The 19,370-nt window shown below is 63.7% G+C and carries 16 protein-coding genes; 13 read left to right on the forward strand and 3 right to left on the reverse strand.

Features of this window, described 5'->3' with window-relative positions:
• Positions 1 to 60 precede the first annotated feature (60 nt).
• The 3 genes from ACQY7R_RS20685 to ACQY7R_RS20695 all read right to left on the reverse strand — a co-directional run bounded on the left by ACQY7R_RS20685 (position 61) and on the right by ACQY7R_RS20695 (position 5,232).
• Complete coding sequence (locus tag ACQY7R_RS20685; protein WP_428307452.1) at positions 61 to 1,491, reverse strand: PQQ-binding-like beta-propeller repeat protein; 1,431 nt, start codon at positions 1,489 to 1,491, stop codon at positions 61 to 63.
• Positions 1,492 to 1,673: 182 nt separating this feature from the next.
• Positions 1,674 to 3,053, reverse strand: coding sequence for a DUF1552 domain-containing protein (locus tag ACQY7R_RS20690; RefSeq protein WP_428307453.1), 1,380 nt, complete (start codon positions 3,051 to 3,053; stop codon positions 1,674 to 1,676).
• A 163-nt stretch (positions 3,054 to 3,216) separates the two neighbouring features.
• A complete protein-coding gene (locus tag ACQY7R_RS20695; RefSeq protein ID WP_428307454.1) occupies positions 3,217 to 5,232 on the reverse strand; it encodes a DUF1592 domain-containing protein in 2,016 nt (671 codons plus the stop codon).
• Positions 5,233 to 5,573: 341 nt separating this feature from the next.
• On the opposite strand from ACQY7R_RS20695, the gene ACQY7R_RS20700 reads away from it, so the two are divergent.
• The 13 genes from ACQY7R_RS20700 to ACQY7R_RS20760 all read left to right on the forward strand — a co-directional run bounded on the left by ACQY7R_RS20700 (position 5,574) and on the right by ACQY7R_RS20760 (position 19,232).
• Entirely contained in the window at positions 5,574 to 7,187 is a 1,614-nt protein-coding gene (locus ACQY7R_RS20700) for a serine/threonine protein kinase (RefSeq protein ID WP_428307455.1), read from the forward strand.
• 3 nt (positions 7,188 to 7,190) lie between these two features.
• Positions 7,191 to 7,811: a transglutaminase-like domain-containing protein gene (locus ACQY7R_RS20705; RefSeq protein WP_428307456.1), complete on the forward strand. Its 621-nt coding sequence runs from the start codon at positions 7,191 to 7,193 to the stop codon at positions 7,809 to 7,811.
• A gap of 68 nt (positions 7,812 to 7,879) precedes the next feature.
• Positions 7,880 to 8,122 carry a GlsB/YeaQ/YmgE family stress response membrane protein gene (locus tag ACQY7R_RS20710; RefSeq protein WP_428307457.1) on the forward strand — a complete coding sequence of 81 codons (243 nt, stop codon included), beginning with the start codon at positions 7,880 to 7,882 and terminating at the stop codon, positions 8,120 to 8,122.
• A gap of 401 nt (positions 8,123 to 8,523) precedes the next feature.
• A complete protein-coding gene (locus tag ACQY7R_RS20715; protein ID WP_428307458.1) occupies positions 8,524 to 8,913 on the forward strand; it encodes a hypothetical protein in 390 nt (129 codons plus the stop codon).
• Positions 8,914 to 8,940: 27 nt separating this feature from the next.
• Positions 8,941 to 9,222: a hypothetical protein gene (locus ACQY7R_RS20720; protein WP_428307459.1), complete on the forward strand. Its 282-nt coding sequence runs from the start codon at positions 8,941 to 8,943 to the stop codon at positions 9,220 to 9,222.
• A gap of 223 nt (positions 9,223 to 9,445) precedes the next feature.
• A complete protein-coding gene (locus ACQY7R_RS20725) occupies positions 9,446 to 9,931 on the forward strand; it encodes a 3-hydroxyacyl-ACP dehydratase FabZ family protein (protein WP_428307460.1) in 486 nt (161 codons plus the stop codon).
• Positions 9,932 to 10,095: 164 nt separating this feature from the next.
• Positions 10,096 to 10,491, forward strand: coding sequence for an acyl carrier protein (locus tag ACQY7R_RS20730; RefSeq protein ID WP_232536265.1), 396 nt, complete (start codon positions 10,096 to 10,098; stop codon positions 10,489 to 10,491).
• Positions 10,492 to 10,611: 120 nt separating this feature from the next.
• A complete protein-coding gene (locus tag ACQY7R_RS20735) occupies positions 10,612 to 11,145 on the forward strand; it encodes a 3-hydroxyacyl-ACP dehydratase FabZ family protein (protein WP_428307461.1) in 534 nt (177 codons plus the stop codon).
• 154 nt (positions 11,146 to 11,299) lie between these two features.
• Positions 11,300 to 12,577, forward strand: a complete 1,278-nt coding sequence (locus ACQY7R_RS20740) for a beta-ketoacyl-[acyl-carrier-protein] synthase family protein (protein WP_428307462.1) — start codon at positions 11,300 to 11,302, stop codon at positions 12,575 to 12,577.
• Positions 12,578 to 12,722: 145 nt separating this feature from the next.
• Positions 12,723 to 13,793 carry an AI-2E family transporter gene (locus ACQY7R_RS20745; protein WP_428307463.1) on the forward strand — a complete coding sequence of 357 codons (1,071 nt, stop codon included), beginning with the start codon at positions 12,723 to 12,725 and terminating at the stop codon, positions 13,791 to 13,793.
• Between the two features lie 218 nt (positions 13,794 to 14,011).
• On the forward strand, positions 14,012 to 14,566 hold the full coding sequence (locus ACQY7R_RS20750; protein WP_428307464.1) for a DUF2760 domain-containing protein: 555 nt from the start codon (positions 14,012 to 14,014) through the stop codon (positions 14,564 to 14,566).
• Between the two features lie 17 nt (positions 14,567 to 14,583).
• Positions 14,584 to 16,392, forward strand: a complete 1,809-nt coding sequence (locus ACQY7R_RS20755) for an Hsp70 family protein (protein WP_428307465.1) — start codon at positions 14,584 to 14,586, stop codon at positions 16,390 to 16,392.
• Complete coding sequence (locus tag ACQY7R_RS20760; protein ID WP_428307466.1) at positions 16,389 to 19,232, forward strand: Hsp70 family protein; 2,844 nt, start codon at positions 16,389 to 16,391, stop codon at positions 19,230 to 19,232. Before ACQY7R_RS20755 ends, ACQY7R_RS20760 begins: the two co-directional genes overlap by 4 nt.
• Positions 19,233 to 19,370 lie beyond the last annotated feature (138 nt).

Consider the following 19,370-nt stretch of genomic DNA (forward strand, 5'->3'; position numbering starts at 1 on the left):
GCGAAGTTTCGTCGACAAGGCGCAATGCTGGCGAACCAGCGGTGGCGCCCAGCAGATGTGCTACTCGGCGCCGATGCAGAAGAGGTGCTGGTCGCCGCGGATGTAGATGTCGTTGCCGACGAGCGCGGGGGAGGCGTCGACTGGTTCGCCGACGGAGTTGGTAGCTAAGATTTCCACCTTGTCGCCGTCGCTGATGACGACGGTCGTGCCGTCGCGCGCAGTGACGTAAATGCGGCCCGCGGCGCCGACGGGCGAAGCATAAACGTCGCCGATGCCCTTGAGCCGCTTCTGATTAATGATCGACTCGCCGGTGCGGGCGTCGAGGCACGAGAGAATGCCGGTGTTCCCTTTCACGAAGTAGAGCTTGCCATCGTAGAGGAGCGGCGAGGGAACGAACGGCGCCCCCTTCGTCGCTTTCCACGCGACGCGATCGGCGTCGGTGACGTCGCCGCTGGCGTCGAGCGGAATCGCGACGACCGCCGACTTCTGGAATCCGGTCATGCAAACGGCGAGATCGTCGACGATGACGGCGCTCGGGATCGCGCTGCTCACTTGTCCGCCGCACTCCCATAAGACTTCGCCGGTCTCGAGATCGTAGCTGCGGCTCCGCTTGTAGCCGTTGAGAATCGCTTGCGTGCGGCCGGCGGCTTCAACGATGACTGGAGTTGCCCAGCCGGTTGGTTCGTCGCGCGGCGTTTCCCACTTCACTTCACCAGTGGCGGCGTCGAGACCAAAGATCCTCGAGTTCTTCTCTTGGTCCCACGGCACGACGAGCGTTTCGCCGTGGATCGCTGGCGAGGCGCCTTCGCCGAAACCGAGACGCGTGGTCATGTCGCCAAGGTCTTGCTCCCAGAGGAGCTTGCCGTCGAGGTCGTAGCAGTAGATGCCGTGGGAGCCGAACGAGGCGTAGAGTCGATTTCCATCAGTGACGGCGGAGCCGGAGGCGTAGCTGTTGGTGGCGTGCATTCCCTCGTGCGGGGCAGCTTCGCGGGCGGTGTGCTGCCAGAGGACTTCGCCGGTGTGGCGATTGAGGCAGATGACTTCAAATTTGTGGATGTTGGGTTGGGCGCCGGCGTTCTCGGGAGGAGCGTCGGCATGAGGGGCGGGTTCGAAAGAGGTCGTTTGGGATGGAGGATCGTTGGGCGGGGCGGACTGGTCGCTTAAGCGACCAGTCCGATGTGAGGATGGGGATTCATCTTGTTTGGGTTCGGGTTCAGGTTGGGCGCCGGTATCGACGGCGGTGAGGATATAGACGCGGTCGCCCCAGATGATCGGACTCGCGCTGCCGCGGCCGGGGATCGGGGTTTTCCATTTGATGTTTGAATCGGGGGACCATTCGAGCGGTGGGTTCGCCGTTGAAGTAAAGCCGTTCGCGTGGGGGCCGCGCCATTGAGGCCAGTGTTCGCTTGGCGAGTCTTCGGCGCGCGCGGCGGAAATCATCGCGCAGTGCGCTGCGAGGAGGGCGAGCGTGATGAGGAGGCGACGCGGCACGGCGGGGCTGGACTGGTCGCTGAAGCGACCAGTCCGATGGGAGATGGGGATCGTGAGAGCGAGCCCTTATTGTGGATGCCGCGGCGTGGCGTGGGGATCGCGGAAATGTGCGCGCGGGGCGGGTGTAATTGCGCACCGCATTTCTAGCCCCGGGCGGAGCCCGGGGCTAGGGGCGGGAGCGGTTAGGCCAGGTTCAAGCTACGCGTGCTGTCGCCGAAGGATTCCGACTTAATGCCGAGGGCGTTGAGCACCGGGACGTAGAGATTGCAGAGCGGCGTGTTCTTCTCGCTCGCAATGTGCCGGCCCGTGTTGAACTGCCCGCCGCCGCGGCCGCCCAGCAGGATCGGCAGGTTGTTGGGGTCGTGCGCGTTGCCATCGCTGAGGCCCGAGCCGCAGACGATCATACTGTTGTCTAAGAGAGTCCCCTCCCCTTCGCGGATGTTGCGCATCCGCTCGAGCATGTAGACGAACTGCTCGACATGCCACCGGTTGATCTTGCTGTATTGCTCGATCGCGGCGGCTTGGCTTTGGTGGTGCGACAGTTCGTGATGGCCGCCGTGGACGCCGTCGATCAGTTGCGAGAAGTTTTTGTTCGATACGCTGTTGGCGAACATGAACGTGCTGAGCCGCGTCGTGTCGGTCCAGAAGGCGAGCACGATCAGGTCGAGCATCAGGCGGACGTGCTCTTGGTGATCTTCGGAGCCGGTGACCGCGGGTTCGTCGGGGTGGTTCGGCGCCGAGCTGGGGCGCCACTCGCGGGGGTCGGGCTGCGAGTGGAACGCGAGGCGGCGTTCGACGTTGCGGACGGCGTCCATATATTCGTCGAGCTTGAACTGGTCGTCGCGGCCGAGCTTGCGGCGGAGCGAGCGGGCGTCCTCAAGGGCCATGTCGAGGAGGCTTTGCGCGTCGTCGAGTGCTTGGCCATCCTCGGTCGGCAGGCCGCTGCCATCCTTGGCGCCGAAGAGTCGCTGGTAAGCAGCGCGGGGATTGATCTCGCGGGCCATCGGCACGTCGGCGGCCCGCCACGAGATGAACGAGCCGTAGAGCCGCGTGAAGCCGACGTTGCTGTCGATGCCGCTGATGACTGGATCGATGGCGAGTTCGAGCGACGGGAGCGGCGTTTGCCCGCCGATGCGGCTGGCGGCGAATTGATCGAGCGATTGGCCGCCGACGCTCAGTTCGCTGCCGGTCGTTTTGGCGACGGGAAAGCCGGTGAGGAAGTTGGCGGTTTTCGCGTAGTGGCCGTCGCCCTGGCGGCTGTTCGGCTTGTCGAGGCCGGAGAGGACGAGGACTTCGCTCCGCACGGGGGCGAGGGGCGTGAGCGAGAAGGGAAGTTCAAAGTCGGCGCCCGTTTGCTTTGGCACCCAGTTGTCCATGAAGGCGCCGTTGGGGAAGTAGAGCGCGGCGAAGCGCGTCGGCGTGGGGGCGAGCGAGCCGGAGTCGCTGGCGAGGGCGCGGCGCGTGAAGGGCGCCATCGCGCCCAGCATTGGCAGCGCGAGCGCGGCGCTGGCGCCGCGGAGGAACGTGCGACGGGGGACGTGCCAGGATTTCTTTTCAGACATCGTTTGGATCCTTCACCCCGAAGGCTCGAAGACGCGAAGGACGCACGAAGATAAATGACGAATGACGAAATCCGAATGACGAATGAAATGCGAAAAGCATCATTGTCTTGGCGTGCGTCCCTTGTGAAATCATCGTGCCTTCGCGTCTTGGTGGTTTGTCTCTCTACTTCTTCGCATACCTGTGGCGGAACGGGTAGCTCATTGCGATTTGCTCCACGAGCACGCTGCTGCGGCAGTCGTTGGCTTCCAACGACTTCACGGTTTCGCGGACCACGCAATCGTCGAATTGGCTCAGGCCGCGGCCGAGGGCGTAGCCGAGCATCTTGCGGGTGACGTTGTGGAGGAACTCGCCGCGGCGGGTAAGCAGCACCTGCTTGAGTTCGGCGGGGCCGTTGAAGGTTTGGCCGTCGGGGAGCGTGCCGCTGGAGTCGATTGGCTGGCCGGCGTTGTGGTGTCGCCAGCGGCCGGTGGCGTCGAAGCATTCGAGGCCGAAGCCGAGCGGGTCCATCCGTTGATGGCAGGCGGCGCACTCGGGGTTCGTGCGGTGCAGTTCGAGTCGCTGGCGGAGCGTGAGGCCGTCGGCTTGGCGATCGTCCTCGGGCAGCACGCCGGCGTTGGGGGGCGGCGGCGGGACGCTGGCGCCGAGGACTTCTTCGAGGACCCATTTGCCGCGGAGGACGGGGCTCGTGCGGAGTGGCAGCGACGTCGTGGTGAGCACGGCGCCGAGGCCGAGGACGCCGCCGCGACGGCGATCGTTGAGCGGAACTTTGCGGAACTCGCTCCCTTCGACGGGCGGCAGGCCGTAGTGGGCGGCAAGGCGATCGTTCAGCACGGCGTAGTCGGCGTCGACGAGGTCGAGCAGGCTGCGATCTTCGCGGAGGATGGTTTCGAGCAGGCCCACAGCTTCGGCCCGCATGTCGGCGGCGAGTTGGGCGTCGAACTCGGGGAACCGTTCAGCGTCGGGTTTCACGGTGCTACCGAGCGCGCCGATGTTGAGCCACTGCGTCGCGAAGCTGTCGGCGAGGCCGCAGGCTTTTGGATCGGCGAGCATGCGGCGAATTTGGTTGCGGAGGACCGATTCGTCGTGCAGCTTGCCCGCGTCGGCGAGTTGGGCGAGTTCGTCGTCGGGCATCGTGTTCCAAATGAAATACGACAGCCGCGCGGCGAGCTGGTGGTGGCCGAGGGGGTAGACCCCTTCGGTGTCGGGTTCCGGTTCGACGAGGAACAGGAAATGGGGCGAGATGAGGATCGCCTTGAAGGCGAGTTTGAGCGACGGGAGGTAGGCGTCGCCGCGGGCTTGGGCGCGATCGAAGAGCGTCATTAGGCGCTGCAGTTCGTCGTCGGCGAGCGGACGGCGGAACGCGCGGCGGGCGAAGTGAATGATGCTTTGTTCGGCGGCGGCACGTGGGGAGGGGGGATCGCTCGGAAACGCAATGCGGGAGATTAAGAACGGACGACTAAATGCGTGTGGCGAAATCGGCGGCGGATTGTCGGCTAGTTTGTTTCTGATTTCCGCGGTCTCTGGTAACGCAATATCGAGGACGCGCGTCGCCGCGAGAAGATATTGTTCGAGCAGAACGGGCGAAACGAACAGCGTGTCGCCCGTGTTATCAAACCCTTCGCCGCCGGAACCGTCGGAAGGAAAGGCGTCGGCGGGTCGCAGGTCGAGGCCGGTGAGGTCGCGGATCGTGTTGTTGTATTCGCTGCGACTGAGGCGGCGGCTCATTACGTGGCCAGGGTAGAACGATTGGTTCGAGTCGGTGGCGAGCTTGTGGCAATCGTCTTCGACGCGGCGATGCGCGGCGATCCAGTGGACGAGCGTGCTGCGCTTCTCGTCGTTGAGTTGGTCGCTCCCCTCGGGGGGCATTTCGTGCAGGTTGACGCGGGCCATTACCTGCTCCCACACGAGCGGCGCGGCGAGGGCGTCGGCCGAGGTGGCGTAGGGAGCGAGGTTGAGGCCGCCGTCCGATTCGGCGCCGTCGTGGCAGGGCATGCAGTGATGCTCGACGATGGGGCGAACCTTCAGCGCGAAGTCGTCCGGCGGCAGTGCCGCCGCCGGTTGCGGCTCCGCGGGCTGCGGAAGTTGTACTGGCGGCTTTTGGGCGACGGCATACGTCGTGAAGATCGCCAGGGCGGCGAAGGTGGAGAAGCCGAGGACATGAAGGCGGGAGGCGAGCATGACCCCCTTAGGATAGCCCGGCGCTACGGGGGAGAGAATGACGAAATCCGCACGGCGGGGGGACGAATGGCGGTTGGTTTGGCGGGGAATTTCACCACGAAGACGCGAAGGCACGAAGGATTTCACGTAGAAAGGCGAACCAACTAGGACGATGTCCTGCCCGCAAGTTACAGCCTTATTTGTTTCTGCTTCGTGCGTCCTTCGCGCCTTCGAGTCTTCGTGGTGACGCATTTTTTCAGAATGAGCGAGTTACAAATGCCGGCTGGCCGCGCTTCCGTGTTGGAGGTTCAGTTTCAAACTGATTAGAATACGGCGTTGGGGCATTTTCACGCTGGCGTCGCATGCAACCTTCTCGCATTGGTCCGATCGCACTTGAGGGGCCGCTCGGCGGTTCCGCCGACAGTAATGTGCTGCGCGGCGTGCATATCGAACGCAATCTGCGGATGGCGGTAAAGCTCCTCCCCCGCGACATGATCACGCGGCCGATGGGGGGCGACTATTTCTCCGCGGACGTGAAGCTGCTGCAGCGGCTCGTGCATCCGAACATCGCGCGAGTGATGGGGGGCGCGATCGACGAGGGGCAGCCTTACCTCGCGCTGGAACTCGTCGAAGGCGAATCGCTGCGCAGTTTGCTCGATCGCCGCGGCCGCTTGCCGTGGGAGACGACCGCCGACATTGCCGAGTCGATTTGCGAAGCGCTCCACTACGTTCACACCGCGAAGTTTATTCATCAACGGCTGACGCCGGCGCGGATCATTTTGCTCCCTGAGGGGGGCGTGAAGCTCGTCGGCTTCGATTGCCAGATGACCGACAAAGATCAAGTGCTGGGGTTGCGCTCGCCGATGGGCGTGGCGAACTACTTGGCGCCGGAGATTTTTAAAGGCAAAGGTTCGGCCGCGTTGCCGACGGCCGACATGTTTAGCGTCGGCGTCATCTTGTATGAGTGCCTCACCGGCTCGCTGCCGTGGCAGGCGAAGACGCCGTCGGAGTTAGTGGTCGCGCGGCGCGCGGGGCCGGCGCCGCGGGTTTCGGCGAGCGTGCTCGAGTGCCCCGTGTGGCTCGATGTGCTCGTGTCGAAGCTGCTCGAAACGAAGCGCGGCATCCGCCTCGCGACGGCCGACGGCACGCGGCGAGCAATTCTCGATGCGAAGCGCAAGGTCGCCGAAGGGATGGGCGCCGCGAAGCATGCGATGTCGGGCAAGCAAGGCGCCCTCGCGATGAAGGCCGACCGCAAGGAGATCGCCGCGCTGCGTAAGCACCAAACGCCGACCGTGAAAGATGATAGCCCGTTCTACGAGCGGGCGTGGTTCCTCGGATTGTGTTTGGCGTCGCTAATTGCCGTCGCCGCGTGGGCGATGTGGCCGAAGAGCGAAGCGGAACTGTACGCCGAGTTCGCGCCGACGCTGGCGTCGGAGAGTTACACCGACTGGCGGACCGTTTCGGACAAAGTCGCCGATTTCCGCGAGCGGTTTCCTGAATCGAAGCACAACGCGGAACTCGATGCGTTTGAAGACAAGGTCGCCGAAGGCAAAGCGATGATCGAGGTGAAGAATCTCGATCGTTTCGCCAATACGCCCAATTCGAAAGCGCAAAGCTTGTTCGCCCAGGGGCAGAAGCGGCAGCAATTCGGCGATTTGATGTCGGCGTGGGAACTCTACGAGCAGGCGATCGAAGCGGTCCCGACAGACGCACCGGCCGACGTGAAGGTTTACGGCCGACTGGCGACGAAGAAGATTGCTGAGATCAAGGCGTCACCCGACGCGCGGCGGACGCTTGCACAAATGGCCGAGGCGAAGCTGGTCGAGGCGGACGAACTCATCGAAGAGGGCAAGCTGCTGCCGGCGAAGGTGCTGCTGACGGAGTTTGTGGAGCTGTATGGAGGGAATCCGAAGCTGCGCGAGCAAGCGACGGCGGCGCGGGCGAAGATTAGTGAGATAGATGCGCAGCGGGAGTAGCGGATGGATCCGACTGAGAATTACTTGCGACGAACCGATGTGATCGACTGGGATCATCCGGCCGTGATGGAACAGGCTTGTGCGCTCGCCGTCGGTTGCGAAGATACGGCCGCGGTCGCCAAGGCGTGCTTTGAATGGGTTCGCGACGAGGTGATGCACAGTCGCGACTTCGAGCGGAATCCGGTGACGTGGCGGGCGTCGGACGTGCTGCTGCATCGCACGGGATACTGCTACGCGAAGAGTCATCTGCTGGCCGCGCTCCTGCGAGCGAATGGGATTCCGGCGGGATTTTGTTATCAGCGGTTGAGCGTCGGCGACGCGGGGCCCCCTTTTTGTTTGCATGGATTCAACGCGATCGAGTTGCCGGGCGTTGGCTGGTATCGCGTCGACCCGCGCGGCAATCGAGCGGGGATCGATGCGCAGTTCACGCCGCCGATAGAGCGATTGGCGTTTGCATTGCAATCGGCTGAGGAGGTGGAGTTTGCGAATGTGCTCGCCGAGCCGCTGGCGTGCGTGGTAAATTCGCTGGAACGCTACGAGACTTGGGACGAGATGCTCGCGAATCTGCCGGATGTTGAGCCCGATGATGTTGCTCAACTGACGCTGATCGCGCGAGAAGCGTGATCGATGGGTGATTGGCAAAGGTGGGTGCAAGCACCGCACCCTACACTCCTGGAAAGGACGCTGTTGCTATGGGACTGCTCTGGTTCATTCTGATCGGCATCGCCGCGGGTTGGCTGGCGGGCCAAATCATGGGGAACGGCGGGTACGGGATCTTGGGCGATCTCATCCTCGGCGTCATTGGCGCCATCGTCGGCGGGTACCTGTTCGGGATGCTCGGCATCGCCGCCGGCGGGTTGATTGGGGCGCTCATCACCGCGACCGTGGGGGCGGTGGTGTTGATTGCGCTGTTGCGGCTCGTTAAGAAAGCGTGAGTTGGAACTGCACGAACAATAAGTCGGCGTTTTAGGGGATTCGAATGATTTGGATCGGACGCTTGGCAATTCTTTTTGCGGGGTTCATCGTGGCTGGCGTCATGTTGAACGTCTTCTACCTAATCTGTTGTTTCTTCTCTGTATTCCTGCTTGGTATCCAGAACGAGACGTTTCATTCCATCCAGTACTGGGTTTGCTTGATTGCAGGGTTCATCGCCTCCTTCTTTCTCATGCGGCGCGTTTGGCCACGGTCGAAGTCTCTTGAAAGTTCGCTCGGCTGAGCTTCGCGGAGCATTGCTCGGCGCGCAGGAACGGACTTCGGCGATTTTTGCATTTTGCGGCGGGCAAGCCGCAATTAGTCGACGCGCCGATTACTGCTCGGATTCGAACGAGGAGGCTTGATGGCGGGCGCCGGACCTGAAGATCACGTCGAAGCCGCGCACGTCGAAACGGGGTCGATCGCGGAGCGGGCCATCGCTTCCAATGTCTCGCTGCGAGTTTGGTTCGCAATCGGATTCGCCGTGACGTTCGTCGTCCTGGCGATGTTCACGACGACCTTCATCCCGTCTCCACGCATCGGCGCCATTGTTCAATGCAAACTTTGGCAGTATTACCTGCACGAAGCCGAACGCATTCTTCGGAACGAGCCGCAGGTGCTTGGGCTGTTCAACGAAGATCCAGCGAGAGTGTTCGTCACGGCCTTTGTGCACACGCTGCTGGCTTTACTCGGAGGCTTGTTGACGCTGGGAATCGGTTGGGTGGTCCGTCGAATCCGTACAGGGCGAAGCTAGACTGTCGATCAATACGAGTGTGAGTTGATGAAGCAAGATCCAGATCAGCTCGGCAAATTCGTCTTCCTGCTCTATGTCGCGGCTGGAATTCCGGTCGCTTGGCTGCATATGCGGCAGCAGAAAATGATGGCCTCTCACAAGCAGCTGAAGCAGGTCCAAGGACAAGGGCTTGTCACGTACACCCTGGCGGTGATGTGGCCGCTGCTGTTGTTGGTCATGGCGTTGAACTGGAAGCAACGCAAGCGGCAGCCCAGCCAGGCGGCCGAGAAGGGGGCGCCTGCCCCTCCGGCGAGCGTTCGCCGGGAGTGATTGCCATCGGCGGGCGATTGGGGGCGTTGGGGGACCGCGACCACCGGTCGCGGCTCTGTTGGATTCGGGGAATTGTGGGGCCGGAATCCGCAGGATTCCCCAGTTTGCGGGGGCGTTACCGCCGTTGTGGCCCTAAAAGTCGGCCGCTATAATCGCGAATTCGCTATTTTACCAGCCCGGCGAGTATTCGCCCCGCCTCCCCAAATGTGTCGATAGAGAGCCTATGCGATTCTGTCTGCTTGATCGTATCTGCTCGTTCGAACCTGGGGTGGAGCTGACCGCGGTAAAGAATGTGTCGCTAGCCGAGGAATATCTCGCGGATCATTTCCCCGAGTTTCCGGTGCTGCCGGGCGTCTTCATGCTCGAAGCGGCGACGCAGTCGGCGGCCTGGCTCGTGCGGATGAGCGAAGATTACGCCCACAGCATGATCGTGCTGCAGGAAGCGAAGTCGGTGAAATTCACCGACTTCGTCACCCCCGGCAACATGTTGCAGATGCGGGTCGAGCAGCTCAAGCAAGAAGGCTCGGCCGTGTCGTTCAAGTTCGAAGGAAAAGTCGGCGAGCGGACCTGCACCAGCGGCCGATTGACGCTCGAGTGCTTCAACCTCGGCGACGAAGATCCGGAACTGGTTGATTTGGATCGCCGGATGGTGGGCGTGCAGCGAGGATTTCAATCGATCCTCACGCGAGAAATGAACCTAAAGTCGTAAGCGACCGATGAGGCCAGCCGAGCGAGTTCGCCGGCGGCGATTGATATAGATCGTTCAACACACCGTTCAATACACATTTAGATAGACTCGCTCGCAGCGCGGCCGCTTCGTGAAAGCGGCGGCGATTCAGCAGCGAGTCACTACCTGCAAGCGGAGGTATAGTCGTGGGAATTCCGTCGCAAGAAGAGATCTTTGACAAGGTTCGCGAAGCCCTGGTCGATGCGCTGGGCGTCGATGAAGACGAAGTAACGCCGAACGCGACGCTGCGGGGCGACCTCGACGCCGAGTCGATCGACTTCCTCGACATCGTCTTCCGGCTTGAGAAGGCGTTCGACATCAAGATCGAGCGCGGCGAGCTGATCCCGATGGACGTGCTCGAAGACACCTCCTATGTGAGCGACGGCAAGGTCAACGCGGCCGGCATCGCGAAGCTGAAGGAGCGGATGCCCTTCGCCGACCTCAGCGGCTTCGAGGCCGACCCGAACGTCCAGAACCTCGGCAATCAGCTGACGGTGCAGGACATGTGCAACTTCGTCGAGCACAAGTTGAAGAAGGCCTAAATAGCGTTCAGCTAGGAAGCGGTCAGCATTCAGCCAGAGCAGAGGCAAGCAAGCTTGTCTTTATGTTTTGCTGACAGCTGATCGCTGACCGCTGAATGCTCTCTGCTGCGGAGCTTCCCCATGCGTTGGTTTTGGATTGATCGATTCACTGAATTCGTGAGCGGGTCGCACGCGACGGCGGTGAAGGGCGTCTCGCTCTCGGAGGATCATCTCCACGACCACCATATCGGCTACCCGATTATGCCGAACTCGCTCTGCTGCGAGGGGATGGCTCAGGCGGGCGGCTTGCTGATCAGCGAGCACTACGGCTTCGGGGAGCTTGTCGTGCTCGCCAAACTGTCGAAGGCGAAGTTCACCGGCCGGGCGCGGCCGGGCGAAACGCTGACCTACAAAGTGACGGCTGATTGGATTCGCAACGATAGCGCCCAAGTGTCGGGCGTGGCGACAGTCGGCGATCGGCCGCACGGCGAGGTGCAGATTCTGTTCGCTCGGATGGGCGAGGATATGGCCAAAGAGATGGGCGCCAAGCTCTTTCGGCCGACCGACCTGCGGCATTGGCTCAATTTGGTCGGCGTGTTTGAAGTCGGCGTGAAGCAGGACGGGACGCGGCTGAAGCGGGAAGATTACCCGCTGAACGAGGCGGCCGCCTCGTAGCACCGACTGGTTCGGGTCGAATCGAACGGCGTTGGCGCCTACAATCTGGGGATGACCGCGGGGATGAACCCCGCGGCTCGCAGCGTGAACTTGCTGGCTTGCAGTCGATTGTCACTGCTCGATTAGCCCCCTTTCCTGTTTGTGGATTCTTGCCATGCGTCGTCGCGTCGTGGTCACCGGCATTGGTTGCGTCACTCCCTCGGGCAATAACCCGGAGAAGCTGTGGGAGAACTTGCTCGCAGGTCGCAGCGGCGTGGGGAAGACGACGCTGTTCGATGCCAGCAATTTTCCGACGAAGATTTCGGCCCAGGTGAAGGATTGGTCGATCGCCGCGGAAGGCGAAGACGCCGCCGTGTGGGCGAATCGCAGTCGCCACACGCAGTTCGCTGCCGGCGCCGCGAAGCAGGCGGTGAACGACTCGGGCGTGATGTCGAGCGTCGAGCCGACTCGCTTCGGCGTGTACCTCGGCGCCGGCGAGGGGCAACAAGACTTCTTCCGCTTCGCGCGGATGATGACTGCCGCCACCGCGGCCGACGGCGACTTCTCGCTGAAGAAGTTCGTTGAGACGGCGCTTAAGGAACTCGACCCGGTGGCGGAGCTTGAGCAAGAGCCGAACATGCCGGTCGGTTACCTCGCCGGGATGTTCAACGCTCAGGGACCGAACGCTAACTGCCTCACCGCGTGCGCCGCGAGCAGCCAGGCGGTCGGCGAAGCGACCGAGATCATCCGCCGCGGCGAAGCCGACGTGATGCTCTCTGGCGGCGCTCACAGCATGATCCATCCGTTCGGCATCACCGGTTTTAATTTGCTGACAGCGCTCAGCGAGAACAACGCACAGCCCGAGCGGGCGTCGCGGCCGTTCGATCTCAATCGCGACGGCTTTGTGCTGGGCGAAGGCGCCGCGATGGTGGTGCTCGAAGAATACGAACGGGCGAAGGCCCGCGGTGCCCGGATTTACGGCGAGATCGCCGGCTACGGCACGACGGCCGATGCGTACCGCATTACCGACCAGCATCCCGACGGCCGCGGCGCCACGGCCTGCATGACGATGGCGCTGAAGGACGCGCAGCTCAACCCCAACGACATCTGCTACATCAACGCCCACGGGACGAGCACCGCGGTGAACGACAAGGTCGAGACCCACTCGATCCGCCGCGCTTTCGGCGAGCAGGCGTACAAGATTCCGGTGAGCAGCACCAAAAGCATGACGGGCCACCTCGTCGCCGCGGCCGGCGCGACCGAGCTGATCATTTCGCTGCTCACGCTGCAGCGCGGCGTCTTGGCGCCGACGATCAACTACGAAACGCCCGATCCGAATTGCGATCTCGATTACGTGCCGAACGCGGCCCGCGAGAAGAAGTGCAAGGCGGTGCTTTCGAATAGCTTTGGCTTCGGCGGGCAGAACATCACGCTGATCGCGACGGCGGTGTAGTTGCGAAGCTTTAGCCCCGGGCTCTGCCCGGGGGTGGGCGTGAAGTAGGGGCGACATCCCACTGGATGGTGGGCGACCCCCGGGCGGAGCCCGGGGCTAGAACGCGGCGGCAGGTTATGAAGCTCGCTCGGACGGTGAAGTACGAATGCCAGATCAGCAACTTGAATCCGCAAAGCCTGCTGCCACCCCGTCGCGGAGTCGCGGCAAGCTCGTGGCGCTGGCGGCGGCGACGGTTCTTGTTCTGTATCTCTGCTACCTGCTGATTCAGCCGTTCATTCCGCCGATCGTGTGGGCGGTTACCGCGGCGGTGGTGACGCATCGGTTTAGCCAGTGGGTCGGTCGTAAGACGAAGACCGCGGATGCGAAGGCGACCATTTGCGTCGGCATCGTTGCGGTGCTGGTGCTCTTGCCAGCGGTGTTGGTGATTACGGTGGGCGCGCAGCAAATTGCGAAGGCGATTGAAGGCTGGCCAGCAATCCAAGAGAGTCTCAATGCAGAACTCGCAGAGCACCCGCGGCTCAATGAGCTCTGGCAAGATTTCGATCTGTCGCAAGAGGCGCCGCAGCTGATTGATCGTCTTCGACCCGGGGCCGTTGCCGCAGTGTCGACGCCGCTCTACCTGGTGGTGCAAACGCTGCTGACGCTGTTCGTCCTCTACTTCCTCTACCGCGATGAAGATCTCGCGATTGATTCCGTGCGGAGCGTGCTGCCATTGAGCGATGCGGAGTCGAATCGTCTCTTCCGCCGCGTCGACGACACGATCAATGCGACGATGTTCGGCACGGTGACCGTCGCCATGGTGCAAGGGATCATGGGCGGCGTCATGTTTGGCATCCTCGGTATCGAGGGCGCCACGCTGTGGGCGTTGATCATGGGCCTCTTGGCGATCATCCCTTACTTGGGGACGTTCGTTATCTGGGGCCCGGCGGCGGCGATCTTGGCGTACCAAGGCGAGTACGGCAAAGCGGCCATCCTCGTCGGTTGGGGAGCGATCGCGATCGGGCTGATCGACAACATCCTCTACCCCTACTTGGTCGGCTCGCGGCTGCGTCAGCACACGGTAGTGTCGTTCGTCGCGATTCTCGGCGGGGTGAGTTTGTTTGGCGCCACCGGCATTGTGCTCGGGCCGGTGGTCGTGACGCTGGCGTTCTTTCTGCTCGACCTATGGCGACGCCGTACGGATGGTCACGGCGATTTGGTCGTCACCGGCATTTAGCCCCGGGCTCCGCCCGGGGGTGGGCGTGAAGTAGAGGCGACGTGCCACCATATGGTGTGCGACCCCCGGGCGGAGCCCGGGGCTAGGGGCGACAGGAGACTCTGTCGGCTCCGCGGCTTTAGCGGTATTTTAGAGCCTGGCGTCGCCCATCGAGCAGGCCGCCAATATGGCGCCCGCTGCCCGGTCCGCCCTGCCCTGCCCTGTCGGAGAGGTTTTTGATGCGTCTTTGGTTAGCGATTCGATGTTTTTTCAACGTGCTGTTCCATGCCGACGTTGCCAGCCGGTGTCGTTTGGCGTTGGAAGGAACTGCTGCCGCGCCGGCCGCTCCGCCCGCGGCACCAGCACCGGCACCGACGCCAGCGCCGAAGCCGGCAGCCGTGGTGAAGTCGCCGCGCAGCGACGCGATCACGCTGCTCAGCACACTGCAACGCGAGGCTCGCTTCGTCGACATCGTGAACGAATCGCTCGACGGTTACTCGGATGCTCAAATCGGCGCCGCGGCGCGTGACGTGTTGCGCGATTGCGGCAAGGTGCTCGCCCGCGTGTTCGCGATGCGACCGCTGCAGGCCGGAGCAGAGGGAGCGACGGTGAGCGTTCCGGCCGGTTACGAAACCGAATGCTTCCGGCTGACGGGCGACGTGTCACGCGAGCCGCCGTTTTCGGGCAAGCTGATGCACGCCGGTTGGCAAGCGACGAAGTGCGACCTGCCGACCTGGACGGGTAGCCAGCAGGCGGCGCTGGTGATCGCGCCCGCAGAAGTTCAACTAGGCTGATCGAGAAAGAATTTTAGATGACCGCCAAGTATGTTGTGGGCATCGACCTGGGCACCACGAATTGCGTGTTGGCCTATGTCGCGCTCGAGACGAAGTCGCCGCAGGTGGAGTTGCTGGAGGTTCCGCAGCTGGTCGCCGCGAGCACCGTCGAAAGCCGCCCCTCGCTCCCGTCATTCCTCTACCTAGCGCCCGAGCACGAGGCGGCGTCTGGGGCGCTGGCCGTTCCGTGGCAGTCGGCCATGCCGTTCGCCGTCGGCGAGTATGCGCGGCGTCGCGGCGCCGAGACGCCCGACCGCACGGTCGTCGCCGCGAAGAGCTGGCTCTGCCACAGCGGCGTTGATCGCCGGCAACCGCTGCTGCCTGACCACGCGCCGCCCGAGGTGGCGAAGATTTCGCCGGTCGCTGCGTCACGGCGTTACCTTGAGCATCTCGTTGCGGCGTGGAACGCGCAGTTCCCCGATGCGCCGCTAGCGCAGCAGACGGTCGTGCTGACCGTGCCGGCGTCGTTCGATGCGGCGGCTCGCGAGTTGACGCGCGAGGCGGCGCTAGCGGCGGGCTTGCCCGATTCGCTCGTGCTGCTGGAAGAGCCGCAAGCGGCGGTCTATTCGTGGCTTGCGACGCGCGGCGACGCCTGGCGGAAAGATTTGTCGAAGGGCGACCGCCTGCTGGTGTGCGACGTGGGGGGCGGCACGACCGATCTCACGCTGATCGACGTCGCCGAAGCCGATGGCGAGCTGGAGTTGCGGCGGTTGGCGGTGGGCGACCATCTGCTGATGGGCGGCGACAACATGGACCTCACGCTCGCCCACCGCGTCGCGGAGCTGTTCGCCGAGCAAGGCGTCAAGCTCGACGCTTGGCAGTCGGTTTCGCTGTGGCATTCGTGCCGCGATGCGAAGGAGAGTTTGCTCGCCGCCGACGCGCCGGAGTCGCATCGCATCTCGGTGCTGGGCCGCGGCAGCAAGCTGATCGGCGGCACGGTGTCGGTCGAGGTGCCGCGCAGCCTTGCGGTCGATCTGTTGGTTGGCGGCTTCTTCCCGAAGTGTACACTTACCGATCGCCCGCAGCGTCGGCGAGCCTCGGGGTTTCAAGAAATCGGCCTGCCCTACCAAGCCGACGTGGCGATCACGCGGCATCTGGCGGCGTTCCTCACCGCACATGCCGGCGAGGGGGATCAATCCGCCGCGCCAACGCACGTGCTGTTTAACGGCGGCGTGTTCAAAGCTGACGCCTTCCGCGCGTTGATGCTCGAACGCCTCGGCGAGTGGGCCGGCGCCGATCGGACGGTGCGCGAGTTGCCCGGTCCGCGCGATTTGGATTTCGCCGTCGCGCGCGGGGCCGCGTTTTACGGATGGGTCAAGCAACAAGGGGGCATGCGGATTCGCAGCGGCGCCGCACGCTCGTACTACGTCGGTATTGAAACGGCGGGCTTGGCGATTCCGGGCGCCCCGCGGCCGCTACGGGCGCTGTGCGTCGTGCCGTTCGGCATGGAAGAAGGAACGGCGATCGACGTTCCATCCAACGAGTTCGGGTTGGTGCTCGGCGAGCCGGCGCACTTTCGCTTCTTCAGCTCGGCGGTTCGTCCGCAAGACGCGCCCGGCCAGTTGCTGCCTGCGATCGACGAAGAACAATTGGCGGAAACCGATTCGCTGGAAACCGTGCTCGAAGCCGGCAGCGACGACGCCGAAACGTACGTCCCTGTGAAGTTTCAATCACGGATCACGGAGCTGGGCGTCTTCGAGCTGTGGTGCGTGAGCACCGCGTCCGATCGTCGCTGGAAGCTGGAGTTCAGCATTCGCGATGATGCGCATGATGGGGCCGCGCCTTGAGCGAACGTCCTTTGCCAAACGCCGACGGCGAGACGCCGAGCCGGTTTGTCGTCGGCATCGACCTTGGCACGACCAACTCCGCCGTGGCGTACGTCGATACGCAGCAGGCGCCTTGGCAAGTCGCTACGCTGCCGATTCTGCAAGTCGTGGCGCCGTTTCAGGCGGAGCAGCGCGAGACGCTGCCGTCGTTTCACTATCAAACCACGTCGGCGGAAGCGAACGCCGGCGCCGTGCGCTTGCCGTGGAGCACGGAGGCGCCATCGCATGCGGTCGGAATTTTCGCGCGTGATGAGGGGACCGGCAATCCGGGGCGGCTCGTTGCTTCGGCCAAGTCTTGGCTCTCGCACACCGGCGTTGACCGCACGGCCGACTTGCTCCCTTGGCATGGCGACGCCGACGTCGAGCGGCTTTCACCCGTCGAAGCGTCGTCGCGGTACCTGCGGAATCTGCACGAGAACTGGAACGCCGCGTTTCCGGATCACCCGCTCGCCGAGCAGGATGTGGTGGTGACGCTCCCGGCGTCGTTCGACGAGGTGGCCCGGCAGCTCACCATCGAGGCCGCCAAACGGGCGGGGCTGCCGCGGATCATTCTGATCGAGGAACCGCAGGCCGCGTTTTACGCGTGGGTCTACCGCAACGCCGTCGACTGGCAGCAGCAGATCACGCCGGGGCAGAAGATTTTGGTGTGTGACGTCGGCGGCGGCACGTCCGACTTCACGCTGATTCGCGTGAGCGCCAACGAAACGACGGGCCACGCGGTCTTCAATCGCATCGCCGTCGGCGAGCACCTCATCCTGGGCGGCGACAACCTCGACCTCGCACTGGCTCGTTACGTCGAGCAGAAACTTGTCGGCGACGACAAGCTGCCGGCGCATCAGTGGGAAGTGCTGGTGCGCACGGCTCGCCGCGTTAAGGAAACGCTGCTGGGCGAGAACCCGCCCGAGACGATCACGATCAATCTCCCCGCGGCAGGCGCGAAACTCATTGGCGGCGGGTTGCAGGCGGCGGTGACGCGTGCCGAAGTCGAGTCGCTGTTGTTGGATGGCTTTCTGCCGCGCGTGAGCTTGACCGACAAGCCGGCGCGCAAGCAGTCGGGTTTCCAGGATTTCGGTTTGCCTTACGCAGCCGACCCGGCGATCACGCGCTACTTAGCGGCGTTCTTGTCGGCCCATCGTTTCACCGGCGACGAAACGCTGGGAAGCGAGCGGCAAGCGGACCAAGGGGCAGATCCGGCTCGGCCCGACGTGGTGCTGCTGAATGGCGGTCTCTTCGCGTCGCCCGTGTTGCAGCAGCGTCTGCTCGAAGTCGTCGCGTCATGGTTTTCGTCGCCAGAGCAGCCCTGGCGCCCTGCGGTGCTCGAAAGCCCGCGGTTGGATTTAGCCGTCGCGCACGGCGCCGCGTACTACGGCATGGTGCGTCGTGGCGAAGGCGTGTCGATCGCGGCGACGCTCGCCCGCAGCTACTACATCGGCGTCGCCAGCGCCAAGCCGACCGCGGTTTGCTTGGCGCCCGGCAACGCGGTGGCGGGGCAAGAGTTTGAAATCGAGGGGCTCGACCTGCAGGTGACGCTCGCCGAGCCGGTGGAATTTCCGCTGTACGTCTCGAGCAGCCGGCTCGTCGATCCGCCCGGCGCGATCATCGAGGTGAACCGCGAGGAACTGACGCCGCTGCCGCCGATTCGCACCGTGCTGAAGTCTGGCCGCCAGAAAGATCAGCAGCAAGCGAAGGTCCGCTTGCACGCCCAGCTTTCGGAAATCGGCGTGCTGGAACTTTCTTGTCGCGAGGTCGATGCGAATCGAAGTTGGCGGTTGCAGTTTGACATTCGCTCGACGACGCAAACCGATCTTGCCGCGCACGACACCGCCGGCGAGCGCGAAGGGTTCGTCGACGAGCCGACGCTGGCAGCGTGCCGCGAGCGAATTGCCGGCGTCTTCGCCGAGTCAGGCGGCACGCCGCCGCGGGAGCTAATGCCTGAACTGGTGCGCGTGCTCGAGCTCGACAAGCACGAGTGGCCCACGTCGGCGCTGCGGCGTCTCTGGGAAATGTTGATGGAGTTCCAAACGGGACGGCAGCGCTCGCCGGCCCACGAAGCGCGCTGGCTGAACCTGGTCGGCTACTCCCTGCGGCCTGGTTACGGATTTGCCGTCGACGACTGGCGGGTGGCTCAAACATGGCGCGCGGTCAACGGCAAGATCGCGTTCCCGGCCTCGCATGCCGAGACGCTCATTTTGTGGCGGCGGATTGCCGGCGGTCTGAGCCGCGGTCAGCAACTCGGGTTGGCCGAGCCGCTGATTGCGTCCGTTCGCGCGCTGCGGCGGCGCTTCGACGGCGGAGCTGCACTGGCTGGAACCACGGCGCTCGATCCGGCCGCGACGCTGGAGATTTGGCGGCTGCTGGGCTCGCTGGAGTTGTTGCCGATCAACCTGAAGCTGGAGCTGGGCGACCATATCGTTCATCTTCTGCCGAAGCGCAAGCTCGAGAACGCGCGGCCAACGATGATTTGGGCGTTGGGCCGGCTTGGGCAGCGCATGCCGTTGAGCGGGCCGCTGAACACGGTGGTTCCCGTGCAACATGCGGCGAAGTGGCTCGACGCGATCTTGGCTCGCCCCGAAACGGACCTGCTATCCAATGCGGCTGTGATGCAACTCGCGCGTCGCACGGACGATCGGCACCGCGACGTCGATGCTGCCCGCCGCGCTCGCATCGTCGAGTGGCTGGAGTTCCGAGACGCAGCTGAGCACTTGATTGACCTTGTTCGCTCTGGCGGCGCGCTTGACGAAGGGGAACGCGGCGTCGTGTATGGCGAGTCGATGCCGATTGGGCTGCGCATTCACGACTAGCCCCGGGCTCCGCCCGGGGGTCGGCGTGAAGTAGTGGCGACGCACCACGGCATGGTGCGCGACCCCCGGGCGGAGCCCGGGGCTAGAAGTAGGTTCGCATCGAAAAGAATGCGTATTACGAGCGCATGAAAACAGCCG

Origin of the sequence: Lacipirellula sp. (assembly GCF_965279485.1) — a bacterium.
GTDB lineage: Bacteria > Planctomycetota > Planctomycetia > Pirellulales > Lacipirellulaceae > Lacipirellula.